The sequence below is a fragment of the Arthrobacter sp. Soil_C_49 genome (assembly GCF_057656635.1).
The window spans coordinates 92,366-109,181 of record NZ_JBDGJZ010000006.1 but is presented as its reverse complement, the minus strand read 5'-3'; the positions used below and the strand labels follow the sequence as shown (position 1 = coordinate 109,181).

The 16,816-nt window shown below is 65.9% G+C and carries 20 protein-coding genes; 10 read left to right on the top strand and 10 right to left on the bottom strand.

Annotated elements, in window-relative coordinates; all coding sequences use genetic code 11:
* Positions 1-6: 6 nt before the first annotated feature.
* Positions 7-582, top strand: coding sequence for a helix-turn-helix domain-containing protein (locus AC3A4Z_RS11835; RefSeq protein WP_498711710.1), 576 nt, complete (start codon positions 7-9; stop codon positions 580-582).
* Positions 583-720: 138 nt separating this feature from the next.
* Positions 721-1,374, top strand: a complete 654-nt coding sequence (locus AC3A4Z_RS11830) for a DedA family protein (protein ID WP_498711709.1) — start codon at positions 721-723, stop codon at positions 1,372-1,374.
* A 112-nt stretch (positions 1,375-1,486) separates the two neighbouring features.
* Here AC3A4Z_RS11830 and AC3A4Z_RS11825 read toward each other — a convergent pair whose 3' ends face one another.
* A complete protein-coding gene (locus tag AC3A4Z_RS11825) occupies positions 1,487-1,996 on the bottom strand; it encodes a MarR family winged helix-turn-helix transcriptional regulator (RefSeq protein ID WP_498711708.1) in 510 nt (169 codons plus the stop codon).
* 107 nt (positions 1,997-2,103) lie between these two features.
* Between AC3A4Z_RS11825 and AC3A4Z_RS11820 the strand changes: the two genes are divergently transcribed.
* Both AC3A4Z_RS11820 and AC3A4Z_RS11815 read left to right on the top strand, forming a co-directional pair.
* A complete protein-coding gene (locus tag AC3A4Z_RS11820) occupies positions 2,104-3,294 on the top strand; it encodes an acyl-CoA dehydrogenase family protein (RefSeq protein ID WP_498711707.1) in 1,191 nt (396 codons plus the stop codon).
* A 115-nt stretch (positions 3,295-3,409) separates the two neighbouring features.
* Positions 3,410-4,372: an SDR family oxidoreductase gene (locus tag AC3A4Z_RS11815; RefSeq protein ID WP_498711706.1), complete on the top strand. Its 963-nt coding sequence runs from the start codon at positions 3,410-3,412 to the stop codon at positions 4,370-4,372.
* A gap of 57 nt (positions 4,373-4,429) precedes the next feature.
* Here AC3A4Z_RS11815 and AC3A4Z_RS11810 read toward each other — a convergent pair whose 3' ends face one another.
* The 5 genes from AC3A4Z_RS11810 to AC3A4Z_RS11790 all read right to left on the bottom strand — a co-directional run bounded on the left by AC3A4Z_RS11810 (position 4,430) and on the right by AC3A4Z_RS11790 (position 8,289).
* Positions 4,430-5,215, bottom strand: a complete 786-nt coding sequence (locus AC3A4Z_RS11810; RefSeq protein ID WP_498711705.1) for a MerR family transcriptional regulator — start codon at positions 5,213-5,215, stop codon at positions 4,430-4,432.
* A 33-nt stretch (positions 5,216-5,248) separates the two neighbouring features.
* Positions 5,249-5,644, bottom strand: a complete 396-nt coding sequence (locus tag AC3A4Z_RS11805; RefSeq protein WP_498711704.1) for a hypothetical protein — start codon at positions 5,642-5,644, stop codon at positions 5,249-5,251.
* 429 nt (positions 5,645-6,073) lie between these two features.
* On the bottom strand, positions 6,074-6,277 hold the full coding sequence (locus AC3A4Z_RS11800) for a cold-shock protein (protein ID WP_013599688.1): 204 nt from the start codon (positions 6,275-6,277) through the stop codon (positions 6,074-6,076).
* 132 nt (positions 6,278-6,409) lie between these two features.
* Positions 6,410-7,036, bottom strand: coding sequence for a response regulator (locus AC3A4Z_RS11795; RefSeq protein WP_498711703.1), 627 nt, complete (start codon positions 7,034-7,036; stop codon positions 6,410-6,412).
* Entirely contained in the window at positions 7,033-8,289 is a 1,257-nt protein-coding gene (locus AC3A4Z_RS11790) for a sensor histidine kinase (protein ID WP_498711702.1), read from the bottom strand. Before AC3A4Z_RS11790 ends, AC3A4Z_RS11795 begins: the two co-directional genes overlap by 4 nt.
* A 208-nt stretch (positions 8,290-8,497) precedes the next feature.
* Between AC3A4Z_RS11790 and AC3A4Z_RS11785 the strand changes: the two genes are divergently transcribed.
* Both AC3A4Z_RS11785 and AC3A4Z_RS11780 read left to right on the top strand, forming a co-directional pair.
* Positions 8,498-9,067, top strand: a complete 570-nt coding sequence (locus AC3A4Z_RS11785) for a GlcG/HbpS family heme-binding protein (RefSeq protein ID WP_498711701.1) — start codon at positions 8,498-8,500, stop codon at positions 9,065-9,067.
* 9 nt (positions 9,068-9,076) lie between these two features.
* Complete coding sequence (locus tag AC3A4Z_RS11780; protein ID WP_498711700.1) at positions 9,077-9,796, top strand: ankyrin repeat domain-containing protein; 720 nt, start codon at positions 9,077-9,079, stop codon at positions 9,794-9,796.
* Between the two features lie 95 nt (positions 9,797-9,891).
* Here the strand turns inward: AC3A4Z_RS11780 and AC3A4Z_RS11775 are convergent, their stop codons facing one another.
* Genes AC3A4Z_RS11775 through AC3A4Z_RS11765 form a run of 3 tightly spaced genes read right to left on the bottom strand, consistent with a single transcriptional unit; the run spans position 9,892 to position 12,546 of the window.
* Positions 9,892-11,076, bottom strand: coding sequence for an acetyl-CoA acetyltransferase (locus tag AC3A4Z_RS11775; protein ID WP_498711699.1), 1,185 nt, complete (start codon positions 11,074-11,076; stop codon positions 9,892-9,894).
* Positions 11,073-11,783: a 3-oxoacid CoA-transferase subunit B gene (locus tag AC3A4Z_RS11770; RefSeq protein WP_498711698.1), complete on the bottom strand. Its 711-nt coding sequence runs from the start codon at positions 11,781-11,783 to the stop codon at positions 11,073-11,075. Before AC3A4Z_RS11770 ends, AC3A4Z_RS11775 begins: the two co-directional genes overlap by 4 nt.
* 31 nt (positions 11,784-11,814) lie before the next feature.
* On the bottom strand, positions 11,815-12,546 hold the full coding sequence (locus AC3A4Z_RS11765) for a CoA transferase subunit A (RefSeq protein WP_498711697.1): 732 nt from the start codon (positions 12,544-12,546) through the stop codon (positions 11,815-11,817).
* Positions 12,547-12,726: 180 nt separating this feature from the next.
* On the opposite strand from AC3A4Z_RS11765, the gene AC3A4Z_RS11760 reads away from it, so the two are divergent.
* A complete protein-coding gene (locus AC3A4Z_RS11760) occupies positions 12,727-13,521 on the top strand; it encodes an IclR family transcriptional regulator (RefSeq protein ID WP_498711696.1) in 795 nt (264 codons plus the stop codon).
* A gap of 76 nt (positions 13,522-13,597) precedes the next feature.
* Here AC3A4Z_RS11760 and nadE read toward each other — a convergent pair whose 3' ends face one another.
* Complete coding sequence (gene nadE / locus AC3A4Z_RS11755; RefSeq protein ID WP_498711695.1) at positions 13,598-14,452, bottom strand: NAD(+) synthase; 855 nt, start codon at positions 14,450-14,452, stop codon at positions 13,598-13,600.
* A gap of 73 nt (positions 14,453-14,525) precedes the next feature.
* Between nadE and pyrE the strand changes: the two genes are divergently transcribed.
* The 3 genes from pyrE to AC3A4Z_RS11740 all read left to right on the top strand — a co-directional run bounded on the left by pyrE (position 14,526) and on the right by AC3A4Z_RS11740 (position 16,730).
* The gene (gene pyrE, locus AC3A4Z_RS11750; RefSeq protein WP_498711694.1) at positions 14,526-15,110 is read left to right on the top strand and encodes an orotate phosphoribosyltransferase; all 585 of its coding nucleotides are present in this window, start codon (positions 14,526-14,528) and stop codon (positions 15,108-15,110) included.
* A gap of 114 nt (positions 15,111-15,224) precedes the next feature.
* Positions 15,225-15,992 carry a GAF and ANTAR domain-containing protein gene (locus AC3A4Z_RS11745; protein WP_498711693.1) on the top strand — a complete coding sequence of 256 codons (768 nt, stop codon included), beginning with the start codon at positions 15,225-15,227 and terminating at the stop codon, positions 15,990-15,992.
* A gap of 84 nt (positions 15,993-16,076) precedes the next feature.
* Positions 16,077-16,730: a hypothetical protein gene (locus AC3A4Z_RS11740; RefSeq protein ID WP_498711692.1), complete on the top strand. Its 654-nt coding sequence runs from the start codon at positions 16,077-16,079 to the stop codon at positions 16,728-16,730.
* Positions 16,731-16,816 lie beyond the last annotated feature (86 nt).

Here is a 16,816-nt window from a genome sequence, read left to right as displayed (position 1 = left end):
GAGGGCATGGAGGAACCGATTGACGATGTGCTGGCAGCGGTGGGTCCGAGATTGCGGGTGCTTCGGCAGGCGGCCGGCATCACGCTCACCGCATTGTCCGAAACCACTGGCATATCCGTGAGCACGCTGTCCAGGCTGGAGTCCGGCCAGCGCCGGCCAAACCTCGAGCTGCTGCTGCCGCTGGCCAAGGCATACCAGGTTCCGCTGGATGAACTGGTGGGCGCTCCGGCCACGGGAGATCCCCGGGTGCACCTGCGGCCCCTGCAGGTGCGGGGAATGACCATCATTCCGCTGACCAAAAAACCGGGCGGCATCCAGGCCTACAAGCACATCCTGCCGGCCGGGCGGCTGGAGGAACCCAACCCCCAGGTGCACGAAGGATACGAGTGGCTGTATGTGCTTAACGGAAAGCTGCGGATGGTCCTTGGCGGCCAGGACCTGGTGCTTTCTGCGGGGGAAGCCGCGGAATTCGATACCAGGGTCCCGCATTGGTTTGGCCGCGCCGACGGCAACCCGGTGGAGTTCCTGAGCCTCTTTGGCACCCAGGGGGAGCGGATGCATGTCCGGGCCAAGCCTGCCTGATCTCAGAACCGGGCCCTTACCTGGACTGGGCCGGCAATGCGGTGTCCCGGCCGCCGTTCCGGGCCCAGCTTCTACACAGGTGCGTAAGGTAGACAGAACCGGGAAGACAGCATGGCGGCGGCGTGGACAGGGAGTTTTATGTGGGGGACGGCAGCGGACGCGGGCGGCTCGGCGGATAACCTGACCGGGTTGGTGGGCGTGGCCGCGCGCGGTATCGAGCAGCTTGGGGAATGGGGCGTGGGGCTGTTCACCCTGGCGGAAACAGTGGTGCCGCCCATCCCCAGTGAAGTGATCCTGCCGCTGGCCGGCTATCTTGCCAGGCAGGGCTCCCTGAACCTGGTTCTGGTTTTTGTGACCAGCACGCTGGGTTCCTACCTTGGTGCCCTGTTCCTGTACTGGCTCGGGGCCAAGCTTGGCCTGGAGCGGTCCATCCGCGGGTTGTCCAAGCTTCCGTTGGTGGACAGGGAGGACTTTGAACATGCGGCCGGCTGGTTCCGCCGCCATGGGCGATCGTCCATCTTTTTCGGGAGGCTGCTGCCCGGGGTGCGGAGCCTCATTTCTCTTCCGGCCGGCGCTGCAGCCATGCCGCTGGGCATGTTCACCATCTACACGCTTGCCGGCAGTGCGCTCTGGAACGGGTTGCTGCTGGGGCTCGGGTACCTGCTGGGCACGCAGTACCGGTTGATCGAGGAGTACTCCCGCTTCCTGAACTACGCCTTGTATGCCGCGGTGGGCGTCACCGTGATCCTGCTGGTTGCCCGGCGGATTAAACGCGCCAAAGCACCGCGCTGACCCTGCTCTCTCTGCCTGGCACTGTGCTCTGCCTGGCACTGTCTCCTGCCTGACCCGGCATCCGGCTGGCCTTCGCCTGCCTCGTGCCTGACGTTGCCTACTGCCGGCCCGTTCAGGGGTCGGTGAAATCGCCGGCATTCCGGCGGAAGTCTCCCAGTATCCGGATCAGCTGATCAACGTCCTCCGGCCCGAAGCCGGAGGCGCCGAAAACCTCGGCGTTGAGTGCAGCCGTCGAACGTTTGGCCATGGTGCGGCCGTCAGGAGTGAGCTCAACCAGCGTGGTGCGCCCATCGGTTGGATGGGGAGAGCGGCGCACCAGCCCGGCGTCCTGCAGCCGGTCAACCGCGTTGGTGATGGAGGTGGGGTGGACCTGGAGGAGCGTGCTCGCTTTCTTCATGGGAAGGGACCCGTTCCTGGCGAAGCTCAGCAGGGCGAGCAGTTCGTAGCGTGCGAAGGTCAACCCGAACGGCTTCAGCACCAGTTCGATCCGGGCGAGCAGAATCTGCTGGGTCCGCATAACGGCGGTGATGGCGGCCATGGGAGCGGCCACGTCCGCCCAGCCATGCTCCTCCCAGTTCCGGCGGGCGTCAGCAATGGGGTCACGGGGGAGTGGAGTGCCCAATAGCCAGCCTTTCGCCGTGTGATGCGCCTCACGTGTTGGGTGGGCCTGTGCAATATACTAGGACATCCAATGGTTTCGTAAAGCAGTCTGGCAGAGCGAGGGGACGAATGCCCGTGCAGCCCGCAGGACACCACGGAGCACCGCCTTTTCCTGATGCGGACCTGATGTACATCGTTGATCTCCTGGCGCCCGAGGAGCGGGACAGGTACTTCGAAATCCGCGCGTTCCTCCAGTCCTCGGTCCGGCAGGCTTCCATCGAGTATTGGAACCGCGAGGAGTTCCCTTTTGGGCTGCTGGCGGACCTGGGTAAGCGTGGCCTCGGCGCTCTTCAACTGGATGGCAGTTCCGCGCTGTTCAAAGGCCTGATGTACGTGGAACTTGCGCGGGCCGACGTGTCCCTGTCGGCGCTCGCAGGGATCCATAATGAGCTCATTCTTGGGATGGTCAGCGAGCTGGGTTCCGATGAGCAGAAGGCCCGGTGGCTGCCTGGACTGAAATCCTTCAAACACCTCGGGGCCTTTGCTCTGACGGAGCCGGACCATGGCTCGGACATCGCAGGCGGGCTGGAAACCTCGGCCAGGCTGGAGGGCGGCGACTGGGTCCTCAACGGCGCCAAACGCTGGATCGGTGCTGCCACCATCGCCGATTTCGCCTTGGTCTGGGCCCGGGACGAGGCGGACGGTGAGATCAAGGGCTTCATCGTGGAGACCGACAGGCCGGGCTATACGGCCACCAAGATCTCCAACAAGATCGGCCTGCGGATCATGCAGAACGCGGACATTGTCCTGGCGGACGTGCGGATCCCGGCGGATAACCTGCTGCCCGGCGCCACGAGCTTTTCCAGGACCAACGAGCTCCTGCGGGACTCCCGCGCGTGGGTTGGCTGGCAGGGCGCGGGAATCCAGCTGGCGGCCTTCGACGTTGCCCGCGCCTACGCCCTCAGCCGCCGGCAGTTCGGCAGGGAACTGGCCGGCTTCCAGCTGGTCCAGCAGCAGCTCGCCGACATGTTGGGCAACGCTTCGGCCTCGTTGGCGCTGATGGCGCAGCTGGCACGCGTCCAGCAGGAGGGAAAACTGGAGATGGTGCAGGCTGCCATGGCGAAGGCCACTGTCACCCGTCTGGCCAGGGCCACGGTGGCAATGGGCCGCTCGCTGTTGGGCGGCAACGGTATCAGCAGCGACTACGAAATGGGCAAGCTGTTCGGCGACGCCGAAATTCTCTACACCTACGAGGGCAGCTACGAGATCAACTCGCTCATTGTGGGCAGGGCCGTCACCGGCAAATCCGCCTTTCATTAGGAAGCCTGCCCGGCTGGGCGCGGCCGTTGTCGCGCCGCGTCGTGATCGGTAGCATCAAACACTAAGCCTGCTTAGTTTTATGCCAGGGCCGTCCGTGGACAGAAAGGGATGCCGAATGCGTGTCAAGAATCCGGTTGTGGTGATCACCGGCGCCTCCAGCGGGATCGGGCGGGCCACGGCCCTTCGTTTCGCTGCGAAAGGGGCCCGGCTGGTCCTGGCCGCCCGTGGAGCGGAATCCCTGGAAGACGTTGCCGGGGCCTGCAGGAAACGCGGCGCGAAAGCCATCGCCGTTCCCACGGATGTGACCGACGTGGGCGGCATGGAGGAACTGGCAGCCCGGGCGGTACAGGAGTTCGGGCGCCTGGATGTGTGGGTCAACAACGCCGCAGTGGGTGCCTTCGGCCTGCTGACCGAGATTCCGCCCAGGGATTTCCAGCGGGTCCTCGACATCAACATCCTGGGGTACGTGAACGGTGCACGGGCCGCACTGCCCCGTCTTCGCGCGCAGGGAACCGGTGTCCTGATCAACGTGGCATCCATCGTGGCGGAAATCCCGTTGCCGTACTCCGCCGCCTATTCCATATCCAAAGCCGCCGTGCGTTCCCTGAGCATCAGCCTGCGCTCCGAATTGGCCCGCGAACGCGTTGACGGGGTGAAGGTCTGCACCGTTCTGCCTGCCACCATTGACACGCCTTTCTACGAAAACGCGGCCAACTACACCGGCCGGCGGCCCAAGGCGATGCCTCCCGTCTACACCGCTGAGCGGGTCGCGAAAGCCATCGTGGGGCTCGTGGACCACCCTCGACGGGAAACCGTCGCAGGTGGACTGGCCGGGCGCCTCCTGGTGCTGCAGCACAAGTTGGCCCCTGGCGCCGTCGAAGCTGCTACCGCGCGCCAAGTGGACACGAGCCAGCTGTCCCGGCGGCAGTCCGCCCCCGTCACCTCGGGAAACCTGCACCAGGCCTCGCAGGGCATCCGGAAGACTTCCACCGGGGGCGGATGGCACGGCCGGCGGCGGACGGCGCAGCGGCGGATCGGCACCGCCGCGTTGCTCGCCGTGCGGAAGCGGCTGGGCTGACTGCTGCCGGGCGTACTGCCTCGCAAGCCAGCCTCCGTCGTCGTGCTTTAGGCCTTACTAGAGGTTCCTGTCGGCGTAGGCACGCAAGGCGTCCCTTACAAAGCCGGCGCCCTTCCCGCCACCGTAGTTGGCGGCGAAACGTGGATCGGCAACATACATCTCGCCCAGGCCCACCACGTAGCCTTTGACGTCTCCGCCGGGCTCCGAGGCCGGAGTGCCGGGGATGGCGGTCAGCCACTCAACGTGCCGCCGTGCCAGGTCCTGCGCCTCGGGGCTATCCGCGCCCAGTCCCGATTCCGCGGCGGCCATCCAATCCCTGCCCAGCTTTTCGGCCCGGGACTTCCACTCCTGCTTTTCAGGGGTTCCCATGCCACGCCACCAGGCGTCCCCCTTCGCGTAGGCGTCCTTGCCCCAGCGCTCCTCCACCTCGTCCTTGTACTGGGTGTGGTCGAAGCCGTCAAACATTTTCTCGGCCATGAGTTCGCCTCCTCCTTTCACTGTTTCAATTGTTTGCTGTACAGACAGGACCTGCCGCGCCAGCCGCTCCTGCTCCTGCCGGAGCCAGTCCAGGTGGCGGCCTAGCGCATTGACGGTGTCTGTCTCGTGCTGGAACACCTCGGCAATGGCCGGCAGGCCCAGGCCAAGTTCCCGGAGCAGGAGGATCCGCTGCAGCCGCAGGAGCGCTGCGCCGTTGTAGTAGCGGTATCCATTGCTGCCAACGCGGCTGGGCTTCAGCAGCCCGATGTCGTCGTAGTGGCGCAGCGTCCGGCTGGTGGTGCCGGCCATCCTGGCGACATCCTGGATGGACCAGTCAATGCCTGCGGTAGTTCCGGTTGCTTCCATGCTCCGAGCGTAGGCGTTGACGCAGCGTCAAGGTCAAGCGGGTTCTTCCGGGAACGGGCGGCGAGGGGAACCGGGCCGCGGACGGTTGCGTGGAAAACGCCGGCGGGCCTGCGCAACGAGTCGGGTGAACGCATAAACAAAGACCGCTTCGATGAGGAGCATCAGGGCCACGAGCAGCCATTGTTCCTCGGCGATAAACACAATGCATCCTGCCAGCGCGAGGATGGTTCCGAGGACAAGGGTGTAGACGGCAAATCCGACGGCGACGCGGGCGCTGCGGACTCCGGTGCGGAAACCGAAGCCCATCGGTTCCCCGCCGGGATGCCCCGGGACACGGTCCGGCGCGGCGGGCGGGAGCTGGTCAAACTCCTCCCATGGGTCCTTGCCTGCGTTGTTGCCGGGAACGTTGTCCGGGTGCTGTCCGGTCATAACCCAATTATCCCAAACCTGGCACGGCGGCAGTCCCCCGCAAACCCTCTCTCACTTAACGCGGTGTTTTGGGGAACCCTCTCTCACTTAACGTCGGTTTTTGGGGAACGCTCTATCACTCCCCGGGTCCCGGAGGAGACCTCCGGCGCCGTGACTGCGGCAGCACCGCCGTCGCCCGCCCAAAGTGAGAGAGCGTCGGGAGGAAAGGCGCGTTAAGTGAGAGAGCGTCGGGAGGAAAGGCGCGTTAAGTGAGAGAGCGTCGGGAGGAAGGGCGCGTTAAGTGAGAGAGCGTCGGGAGGAAGGGCGCGTTAAGTGAGAGAGCGTCGGACGGGGGGAGACGCGAACAAAAACAGCGGCCTCCCCAACATGTGTTGGGGAGGCCGCTGCCTGGCGGGTTCCTCCTGCTGGTGCAGGAGCAAAGCCGAAGCCTTAGAGCGGGCGGATGTTCTCTGCCTGCGGGCCCTTGGGACCCTGGGTCACATCGAATTCAACCTTCTGGTTCTCATCGAGTGAGCGGTATCCGCTGCTGGCGATTGCTGAGTAGTGGGCGAAAACGTCAGCGGACCCGTCATCGGGGGCAATGAAGCCAAAACCCTTTTCGGCGTTGAACCATTTAACTGTGCCTGTTGCCATGGCTGCATTCCTTCGTGTGACTCTGATTCTCCCCCGGGCCACCGGCCCGAAGTGCGCGGAGAACGTCCCCCGCAGTCCCCAACGTACGGGGCTGGCGCCAACCTTGCAAGGGTAACGGGATTTTAAGTGTCGTCAGCGCATGCCCTCACGGCGGATCGCGGTGGCAATGGCAGCGGCCCTGGTGTCTACCCCGAGCTTGGCATAAATGTGCGCAAGGTGGGTCTTTACCGTCGCCTCGGAGATGAAGAGGCGTTGCCCCAGTTCGCGGTTGCTGAGGCCCTCGGTCAGGAGGCTGAGGAGTTCGGCCTCGCGCGGCGTCAGGATCTCGTCCGGGTTGCGCAGCTGCTGGAAAAGCCGGGACGCCACGGGCGCACTCATCACGCTTTTGCCCTGCACGGCGCCGCGGATGGCCGCGAAAATTTCGTCAGGTGCGGCGTCCTTCAGCAGGTATCCCATGGCGCCGGCATCCACTGCCCGGACAATATCGGCGTCGGAGTCGTAAGTGGTGAACACGAGGATGGCCTGCCTTTTGTTGCGCTCCCGAACCGTTCGGATGGCTTCGATTCCGTCCATCCCGGGACCCATGGCGAGGTCCATCACCACTACGGACACCGGGTGCTTCGCCAGCAGCTCCAGCGCTTCTTCGCCGGACGCCGCCTCGGCCACCACTTCGATATCCGCCTGGGTGCCGAGCAGGGCCCGCAGCCCGCTTCGCACCACGAGGTGGTCGTCCACCAATAACACAGTGATGGCACTCATAGGGCCCCTCCCGGGCTCTTCGGCTCTGCCGCAGCGGGCAGCTGGGCCGCGACGACGGTTCCTTCGCCGGGTGCGCTTTCCACGGAGAAGACGCCGCCCAGCTGTTCCACGCGTTGCCGCATGGCGCGCAGGCCGTACCCTCCGGCGTCCGACGGCGGTGCTGCGGCCGCCGGATCAAAGCCGGCGCCGTCGTCGTATACATCCAACGTGACAGCGTCCGGCAGGAAGCCGAGCGTCACAGTGGCCGTGGATGCGGCAGCGTGCAGCTTGATGTTCGAGGCCGCACTCTGGACCACCCGCAGGAGTGCGTGCCGGACGTCAGCCGGCACGGGCCGTGGTTCGCCGGTGACCAGGAGCCGGGCCGCCGGGACGTATTGCCTGGCTGCGACCAGGAGGGCGTCTGGCAATGGGGAAGCGTCCAGCCCGGGGGAGGCGAGCTCATGGACCAGGTTCCGGGTCTCGGACAGGTTGCCCCTCAGCAGCGCGGTGGCCTGGGCAAGGTCCGCCCTCGCTGCATCGCGCGGCCACGCCCTGCCGGCCGCTTCCAGCAGGAGGAGGCTGCTGGCCAGCCCCTGGGTGACGGTGTCGTGGATTTCCCGGGATACGCGTTCACGTTCGGCGATGGTTCCGGCCCGGCGCTCGCTGGCCGCGAGCTGTCCCTGTGCGAGCGAAACTTCCGCGTGCAGGCGGCGCTGCTCCTCGGCGTCGTGCTGGATCCGGTCATAAACCAAGGTCAGCATCACACCCACGGCGACCGGCCCCAGGAGCATGGCGAGGTCGGTGCCCTCACTCAGCTTGAACAGGCCGGCGGCGGTAGCCCCTGCTGTTACACCTGCCGCCACGTAAGCTGCAGCTCCAGTGAAGACGCTGCGGCACAGGAAGAAGAGCGCGAACGAGCACCAGGCAAAGCTGGGAGCAGCGATGACCAGGACGGCCCATACGCCTACCAGGGCGGCCATCCAAGGAGCACCCGGACTGCCGCGCCCCGCCTGGACGGCGACGGCGACATACAGCAGGCAGGCGCCGGCGGCCAGGCACAAAACCAGGATGTTGTCTGCGGGGCTGTGGCGCATCACGTAGCGGACCAGCGATGCCACCAGGAGGACGCCGAAGCCAAGGTGTACCGCGGTGTCGATCCTGCCGAGGCGGGGGTGGCGCGGGAAGGTGTTGTTTGAGGAGCCAGTCCCGGCAGGCCCGGCACCACGCTGGTCCGGGGCTGGGGCGGCGTGGCTGGTGGTGGCTCGGGGAGGCATGGAAAGTCCGGTTCGGGAGGAGGGTTGCTAGCCACCATGCTATGGCCCGCGGCCCTGCTCCGTCTCTCAGCCTTTTGGCTGATACGGCTGGCCTTTCGGAGCAGGAGGCGCCCGCCAAAGGCCCGATGGCAGGCGCCCGGACGTTGGACAGGATGGGAAGGTACCCGGCCCGGAACCGCCGCTGGGGCTTAGAACCAAAGGAATCAGCATGAAGAAGTCCTCGAAAGTATTCGCCGTGGCCGCTGCCGGCGCCCTTGCCCTGACCGCCGCCGCGACTGTCACCGCCAATGCCGGCACCAGTTCCACCCCGAGCGCCGTCCCTGCCGCAGACATCCAGCCCGTGCCGGAGAACGTGGTCCAGCAGAACCGCATCTCCGTGGGCGCCTCGGCACAGGCAGTCTCCGCCGCACTGGCCAGGTGCCAGGCGGACAAGCTGCCCTTTGTCACTGTGGCACTGGTGGACCGTTTCGGCACCATGCAGGCGCTCCTGCGGGGCGACAACGCCGCCGAGCACACCATCGAGGCCGCAAAGCAGAAGGCCTACACTGCCGCTGCCTTTGGAGCCCCCACCAGCGAACTGGCCAAACGGATCAACGGAAACGGCCCCAGCATCGCCGACCTCCCCGGCACCCTCTTCCTGGCAGGCGGCGTCCCGCTGAAGGTGAACGGTGTGTCCGTGGCGGGGATCGGCGTCGGCGGCGCTCCTGACGGGGCCCTGGATGAAGCCTGCGCCACCGCCGGTGCTGACGCCATCGCTGCTGCCGGGACTGCAAAGTAGGCTGCACGTATGACGTGGAGCCGCAGCGGGGCAGCACTTCTTGCCGCAGGGGGCATGGCGGTCTTCCTGGCCGCGTGCCAGCTGGCACCTGGGGAAACGCAGCCGCCGCAGTCAGCTCCGCCGTCGGCCGTCAGCACGGAAGCGGAGCCAACCCCGGCAACCGCACCGCCGCCTGACCCGTCAACCGCCCCTCCAGTCCTCTCCGCGGAAGAACAGGCGCAGCTCGACCAGGAACTGATTACCGCCGCCAAGGCCAACAACGTGCCGCTCGTCGCTGAGCTGGTCGGGCGCGGCGGGAACGTCAACACCAAGGACGCGATCCAGGATTCGGCGTTCCTTTATGCGGGCGCCGAAGGGTTCAACGAGGTGCTTCGGTTGACGCTGGCCGCGGGGGCAGACGTCAGAAGCACCAACCGCTACGGCGGCACAGCCCTGATCCCGGCCAGCGAACACGGCCACGTGGAAACGGTGCAGATCCTGATCGCTGCCGGGGTCCCGGTGAACCATGTCAACAACCTGGGCTGGACCGCCATGCAGGAAGCCATCCTGCTGAACAACGGCGGGCCCAGGCAGCAGGAGGTGGTCCGGCTGCTCCTCGACGCCGGCGCCGACCCCAACATCCGGGACCCCGAGGGACGGACGGCCCTGCAGAACGCCGAACGGCTGGGGTTCGCGGAGATTGCCGCCCTGATCCGAGCCACGGCTGGCCTCCAGCTGCCGCCCCGCTGAGATTCCCCACCTTTTGCCGGAAATGACGACGGCGCGCCGCACTTTTGGTGCGACGCGCCGTCGTCGTGCCCGAAAGGTGGGGAAACCCGGCGGCCCTACAGGGCCTCGAGGACGCTGACGTAGTTGGCGATGCCCACGCCGCCCATGTTCTGGACGGCGGCCCGGCGCGGGCCGGCCAGCTGCATGTCCCCGGCGGTGCCGGTGAGCTGCATGGCGGCGATGACGTGCTGGGAGACGCCGGTGGCGCCCACCGGGTGGCCCTTGGCCTTGAGCCCGCCCGAGACGTTGATCGGCAGCTTGCCGTCCTTGTGCACCCAGCCTTCCTCGATGGCGCGGGCGCCCTGGCCCGGCTCCGTCAGGCCCATGGCCTCGTACATGAGCAGCTCGGCGATGGTGAAACAGTCGTGCACTTCGGCGAAGTCCAGCTCGTCGAGTCCGACGCCTGCCATGGCCAGCGCCCGCTGCCAGGACACCCGGGTGGCGTTGAAGGCCACCGGATCCCGCCGCGCGGCCGGGAAGAAGTCGTTGGCATGGCCAAAGCCGGCGAGCCTGACCGGGGCAGTCGCGCCGCCGGTCGCGGACGTGGACAGCACGACGGCGGCCGCGCCGTCGGACACAGGAGAGCAGTCCGTGCGGCGCAGGGGGTCGGCGACCATGGGGTTCTTGTCCGAGACCGTGCGGCAGAACTCCTCGCCGAGGTCCTTGCGGAGCTGCGCGTAGGGGTTGTCCACGCCGTTGCGGTGGTTTTTGGCGGCGATGGAGCCCAGGACGTCGGAAACGCTGCCGTACCGCTTCTCGTAGTGCTTGGCCACCTCGGCGAACAGCCCGGTGAAGCCGGTGGTGGATGCTTTGCCGGCCATGTCGTAGTCGGCGCCCAGCAGGCCGGCGCCTACAACATCGGCTCCTGCATGGGTCATCTTTTCCGCGCCGATCACCAGCACCGTTTTCGCAGTTCCGGCCAGCAGGGACTTGGTGCCCTGCTGGAAGGCGGCGGATCCCGAAGCACAGGCGTTCTCCACCCGGGTGGCCGGAACATTGGCCAGATCGGGGGAAACCTGCAGCGCCAGCGATGACGGGAACGCCAGCGGCATCATGCCGGAGTTGAACTGGCCCAGGAAAATCTCGTCGATCTGGCCGGGCTCGATGCCGGCGTTGCTGATGGCTTCGGTGGCAACCTGGACTATCAGCGACTCCAAGGTCTCGTCCGTCAGCTTCCCGAACCGGCTGTGTCCCCAGCCGGTGAGCAGGACATCCTTGCCGAACTGTTCCTGCAGGCTCATGCCGTAGCTCCTTCCAGGGCGGATTCCCCGACGCCGGATTCCCCGACGGCGGATCCGTCCAGGGCAACAGTGAACTCCGCCTCCGTCTTCTCCCGGATTTCCTCAACGGTGACCCCGGGCGCCAGCCGGGTCAGGGTGAGCTGCCGCTCCCCGCCGTCGCGCTTTATGAGGTCAAAGACCGCAAGGTCGCTGATGATCCGGTCCACCACTCCGAGGCCAGTCAAAGGCAAGGTGCAGTCGCGGACAATTTTGGCGCTGCCGTCCTTGGCGTTGTGTTCGGTCAGGACCACCACGCGGGGTGTTCCGGCCACGAGGTCCATGGCGCCGCCCATGCCTTTGACCATCTTGCCGGGGATGGTCCAGTTGGCGAGGTCGCCGCTGCCGGAAACCTGCATGGCTCCCAGGATGGCCACTTTGACGTGGCCGCCGCGGATCATTCCGAAAGAGGTGGCGGAATCGAAGATGCTGCCGCCCTGCAGCACCGTGACGGTCTGCTTGCCGGCGTTGATGAGGTCGGCGTCCTCCTCGCCCTCGTACGGGAACGGCCCCATGCCCAGCAGCCCGTTTTCGCTCTGCAGGACAACGCGGACGCCGTCGGGGAGGTTGTTGGCCACCAGCGTTGGAATGCCGATGCCCAGGTTGACGTAGTCGCCGTCGTTCAGTTCCTCGGCCGCGATGGCGGCCATTTCATCCCTGGTCCAGGCCATGGGGTACTCCTTTTCGCTGGGTATTCGGTGGTCAGACGGCCAGGGCTTCTGCTTCTGCGGAAACAGGGCGCTGCCGCACGGTCCGCTGCTCGATGTCCTTGACCCGGTCCGTGGCCTGGACCAGGCGCTGGACGAAGACGCCAGGAGTGACGATGTGGTTGGGATCCAGTTCTCCCGGTGCCACAATCACCTCAGCCTCGGCGATGGTCAGGAGCCCTGCCGTGGCCACCACCGGGTTGAAGTTCCGGGCGGTGTAGCGGTAGATGAGGTTTCCGTCCGTGTCCGCGGTGTGGGCATGGACCAGCGCGACGTCGGCAAGGATGGCGCGCTCCTGGACGTACGTTTCGCCGTCGAACACCTCGTGCGGCTTGCCTTCGGCAACCAGGGTGCCCACACCGGTTTTGGTGTAAAACGCGGGAATACCGGCACCGCCGGCCCGCAGGCGCTCGGCGAGCGTACCCTGCGGGGTGAATTCGACTTCCAGCTTTCCTGCGAGGTACTGCTCCGCGAACAGCTTGTTCTCACCGACGTAGCTGGCAATGACTTTCCGGACCTGGCCCGCCTCGATCAGGATGCCGAGGCCCTTGCCGTCCACCCCCATATTGTTCGAGACCACCGTCAGGTCCTTCACACCCGAGTCCCGGACAGCTTCAATGAGGTCCGCCGGGATGCCGCTCAGGCCGAACCCGCCCACGGCAAGGGTCATTCCATCCCGCAACGCCCCTTCAAGGGCGACGGCGGCAGCTGGCTGGAGTTTGGACATGGCGCCTCCTCGTTGAGTTCCCGCAGATATTGTCCACTTTGTGGACGATGGGTCTGGTTATGGACCCTACGGCCGGGTTGTGAGGGCTGTCAAGACACGCAGCGGCACCGGAAAGAGCCGTTCTTACAGTGTGGACGGTAGAGTAATAGGTGTCCATATTGTGGATAAACGAGGAGGAAAGTGAATAATTCCCCAATACCGGGCGCCCAGGTGGTCAGCCGCATCGCAGGGCTGCTCCGGCTCGTCGGGCGCAGCGCGGACGGCATGCCCCTGTCCGCCCTGGTGAACGAATCCGGCCTCACCCGGCCCACCGTCCACCGGCTGTTGTCCTCACTGGCCTCCGAAGGCCTGCTGGACCACGATCCCGGCAGCGGTAACTGGGTGCTGGGCCCGGAGATTTTCCTGATGGGGTCGGTGGCGTCGGCCCGCTTCCCCCTGGCGGACATTGCGCGGCCCAGCCTCCGCCGGCTTGCCGAGGCAACCGGCGAGAGCGCCTTCTTCTCCATCCGCCGTGGTTCGGAAACGGTGTGCCTGCGGCGGGAGGAGGGGAGCTTCCCGGTGCGGTCTTTTGTGCTGCACGAGGGCGTCCGGTTCCCTTTGGGGGTCGCCTCGGCGGGCACCGCGATCCTGGCTTTCCTGCCCGAGGCCGAACAGGAGGAGTTGCTGCGTGACTGGGCCGGGCACGCCGGGGCGTTCGCGGCAGGGCATCCGGAGGATCTTGTCCGGGCCAACCTCGCGCAGACCAGGCTGAAGGGTTATTCGGTGAACCCCGGGCTGGTGCTCGAGGGCAGCTGGGGGATGGGCGCCGCCGTGTTCGATCAGTCCGGCAGGCCGGCGTGGGCGCTGTCACTGACCGGCATCGAGCCGCGTTTCCGGGCGGAACGGCAGGAAGAGCTGGGCAATCTGCTGATGGCTGAGGCGCACCGCCTCACCCAGCAGCTGGGGGCGGAGGCGGCAGGCGGCCGGGCCCGCTGAGTCTCCCCGGCTGTGTCCGGGGACGACGACGGCGGGCCGCCTTTTTGGGACGGCCCGCCGTCGTGATTCCGCTGGTCTACAGCCCGGCGCGGGGCTCCTCCGGGCCCTCACCCTTCCACCAGGTGTCAAAAATGGTGACGGGAACGGTGCGCTTGTGCCGCGTGCGCAGGTACTTCGTTTCGATCGATTCGGCCACCGATTCGGGAACGTCCCGGCCTTCCAGGTAGTCGTCGATCTGGTCGTAGCTGAGGCCCAGCTCATCCTCGTCGGTGCGGCCGGGCCTGTCATCCAGCAGGTCAGCGGTGGGCACCTTTTCCCACACTCGGGCAGGGGCGCCAAGCTCGGCCAGCAAGGCACGGTTCTGCCGCTTGTTCAGGCCGAACAGCGGCAGGATGTCTGCGCCGCCGTCGCCATATTTGGTGAAGAAGCCGGTGACAGACTCCGCGCCGTGGTCTGTGCCGATCACCAGGTAGTTGTGTTCTCCGGCCAGCGCATACTGGGCAATCATGCGGGTGCGGGCCTTTGTGTTCCCCTTGTGGAAGTCGGAGATCTCAGAGCCCACGGTCTTTTCGAACTCGTCCTCGAAGCCGTCCACGGCAGCTGAGATGTTGAACGTCCACTCCGTCTTGGGCTGGATGAAGTCAAGTGCAGCCTGGGCGTCTTCCTCGTCATGCTGGACGCCGTACGGCAGGCGCACGGCCACGAAGTTCGCGTCCACGCCCTCTGCCTCGAGTTCTTCGACGGCGAGCTGGGCCAGTTTTCCGGCCAGCGAGGAGTCCAGGCCGCCCGAAATGCCCAGGACGAAACCCTTGGTATGGGTGGCTTTGAGGTAATCCTTCAGGAAAGTGACGCGTTTGCGCACCTCCCCGGCGGGGTCGATCCGGGGCTGTACGCCCATTTCTTCAATGATCCTGGCCTGGAGTTCGCGCATGTGGTCAAGCCTAGCCAGCAGTGTCAACGGCGCTCAAGCATCCACACCGGCAGGCCACACTAAACTGGAGACCATGACTTCCCCCAGTGACACTGCAGTAGACGCTGCAGCCGCCCGTGCCCGCCTGCTGGAACTGATCAAGGAACTTGCCGTGGTCCGCGGCAAGGTGATCCTCTCCAGCGGAGCGGAAGCCGATTACTACATCGACCTGCGCCGCATCACCCTGCACCACGAGGCCTCGAAGCTGGTGGGCCAGGTCATGCTGGCCCTGGCGGACGACGCCGGCATCGACTTTGAGTGCGCCGGCGGGCTCACCATGGGAGCCGACCCCGTGGGTACGGCAGTGATGCATGCCGCCCGCGACGCCGGCCGTACCGTCGACGCCTTTGTGGTCCGCAAAGCCCAGAAGTCCTACGGCATGGGCCGACAGGTGGAGGGCCCCTCGGTGGAGGGCCGCAAGGTGCTGGTTCTGGAGGACACCTCTACCACCGGCGGGTCAGCACTGACTGCAGTGGAGGGCGTCCGGAAGGCCGGGGGCAATGTGGTGGCGGTTGCCGTCATCGTGGACCGGGACACCGGCGCCAAGGAAAAGATCGAGGCCGAGACGGGCGTGCCCTACCTGTTTGCGTTCGGCAAGGACGAGCTGGGCCTTTCGTAGCGCTACCACAATGCTGTCCGGCACCCCTACTGCCCGGGCAGCATTGTTGGATCTAGGCTGGGTGTCCTCTATCATTTGCGTTATCCCCTCATTCCCGTACGGAGAACGTGCATAATGCTCCCCCTTGAACAGCCCCTGAGCGCCACCGAGCAGGTCCAGAACCTTATCCTCGAGAGCGCCGACTTCGAGGCCTTCCTGAACGAACTCGCCCGGTTCTCGGCACACCAGGTGGCCGGCGGCGGTGACGATGCCCTCTGTGGCATCACCCTGCTGCGCGACCGGAAGGCTGCCACCATCGGCTGGAGCAGTGATTCTGCCCGGGAAGTGGACGAAATCCAGTACTCGCTGTCGCAGGGACCCTGCCTTACTGCCGCAAAAGAGGAACGCGAAGTCCATGTTCCTGACCTGTTCGAAGAGAACCGGTGGGGACCGGGCTATGCGTCCGCAGTAGCCTCGCACGGGCTGCGGTCAGTGCTCTCCCTGCCGTTCCACCTCCAGGGCGAGGCCAAGGCGGCTTTGAACCTTTATTCCGACGTCCCGCGCAAGTTCGATGACCAGGCCACCGCCAAGGCGCGGGGCTTCACCCGGGAGATTTCCCAGGCGCTCCGGCTGGCCGTACGGTTCTCGCTTCACTCCGACAGCGCGGCCAATCTCCGGGCCACCCTGCAATCCCGGACCATCATCGACATTGCCATCGGCATCGTCATGGCCCAGAACCGGTGCAGCCAGGAGGCTGCGGTCAGTATCCTTACTGAGGCTGCCAGCAACAGCAACACCAAGCTGCGGGAGATCGCCAAGTCCCTCGTGGATTCCGTCGGCGGAACTGGAACCCGCACCCATTTCCAGGAGCCCGGGCAGCTGCAGGCGGACCAGACAGCGTAGGGCACCGCTTGTGCGGGACTCTGCGGGAGGTTAGGCTTGCGGAGGTTGAGCCGTCGGCCATAGACACCCTTTTTTGGAGTACCTATGGACCGCGCACTGAACGCCCTCGTTAACCTTGATGTCCCTGCCGACGTTGTCCGCATCGACGTCCAGGGAATTCTCAACCAGGATTCCCGCCCCGGTCTCGTCCAGATCGTCCGGCGTATCCGGAGCATGGGCATCCGTTCCCACATCCGCGTTGAGCTGTCACGGGCTGTGCTCGTAGAGTCCTCCGCCCTGGCAGGCCTTCGCCAGGACCTCAACGCCATCGATGCCAGCACCCTGATGGGAATCCACGGCGCCGGCGTATCGCTGGACCTTTCGCCTTCCGACGACGGGTCCCCGGATGAAGAACTGCTGACGGTTACGGACGCCCTTTCGGTTCTCTCCTTTGCAGAAGCTAATTCCTTTGTTGAACTTGATGCCATCGAATCGGCGGCAGCCATGCCGGGCCTCGATGAGGGGCAGTCCCTGGAACTCGCAGGCCTCGGGGCGTGGGGCGGCCGGGCGCTGCAGGAGTATTCGGATGAGGAACTGTTGCTGGCCAGCGACACACTCTTCACCCTGTTGGACAACCCGGGGGCGTTCGCCGGCTCGGACCTGCTGGGCCGGTACGAGGACATCGGCCGGGAGATCACCCGGCGCCAGCAGGACACCTTCAGCCCTTTTCCCGCAACGGAAGGCCAGGCCGCCAGCTGAACACCCCTACTGACTGACCAGGCGTCACTGAATGGTTACCGCCGCCTGCTTGCGGCGGCGTCTTCCCTTGTGCCTACGGTAGGGGT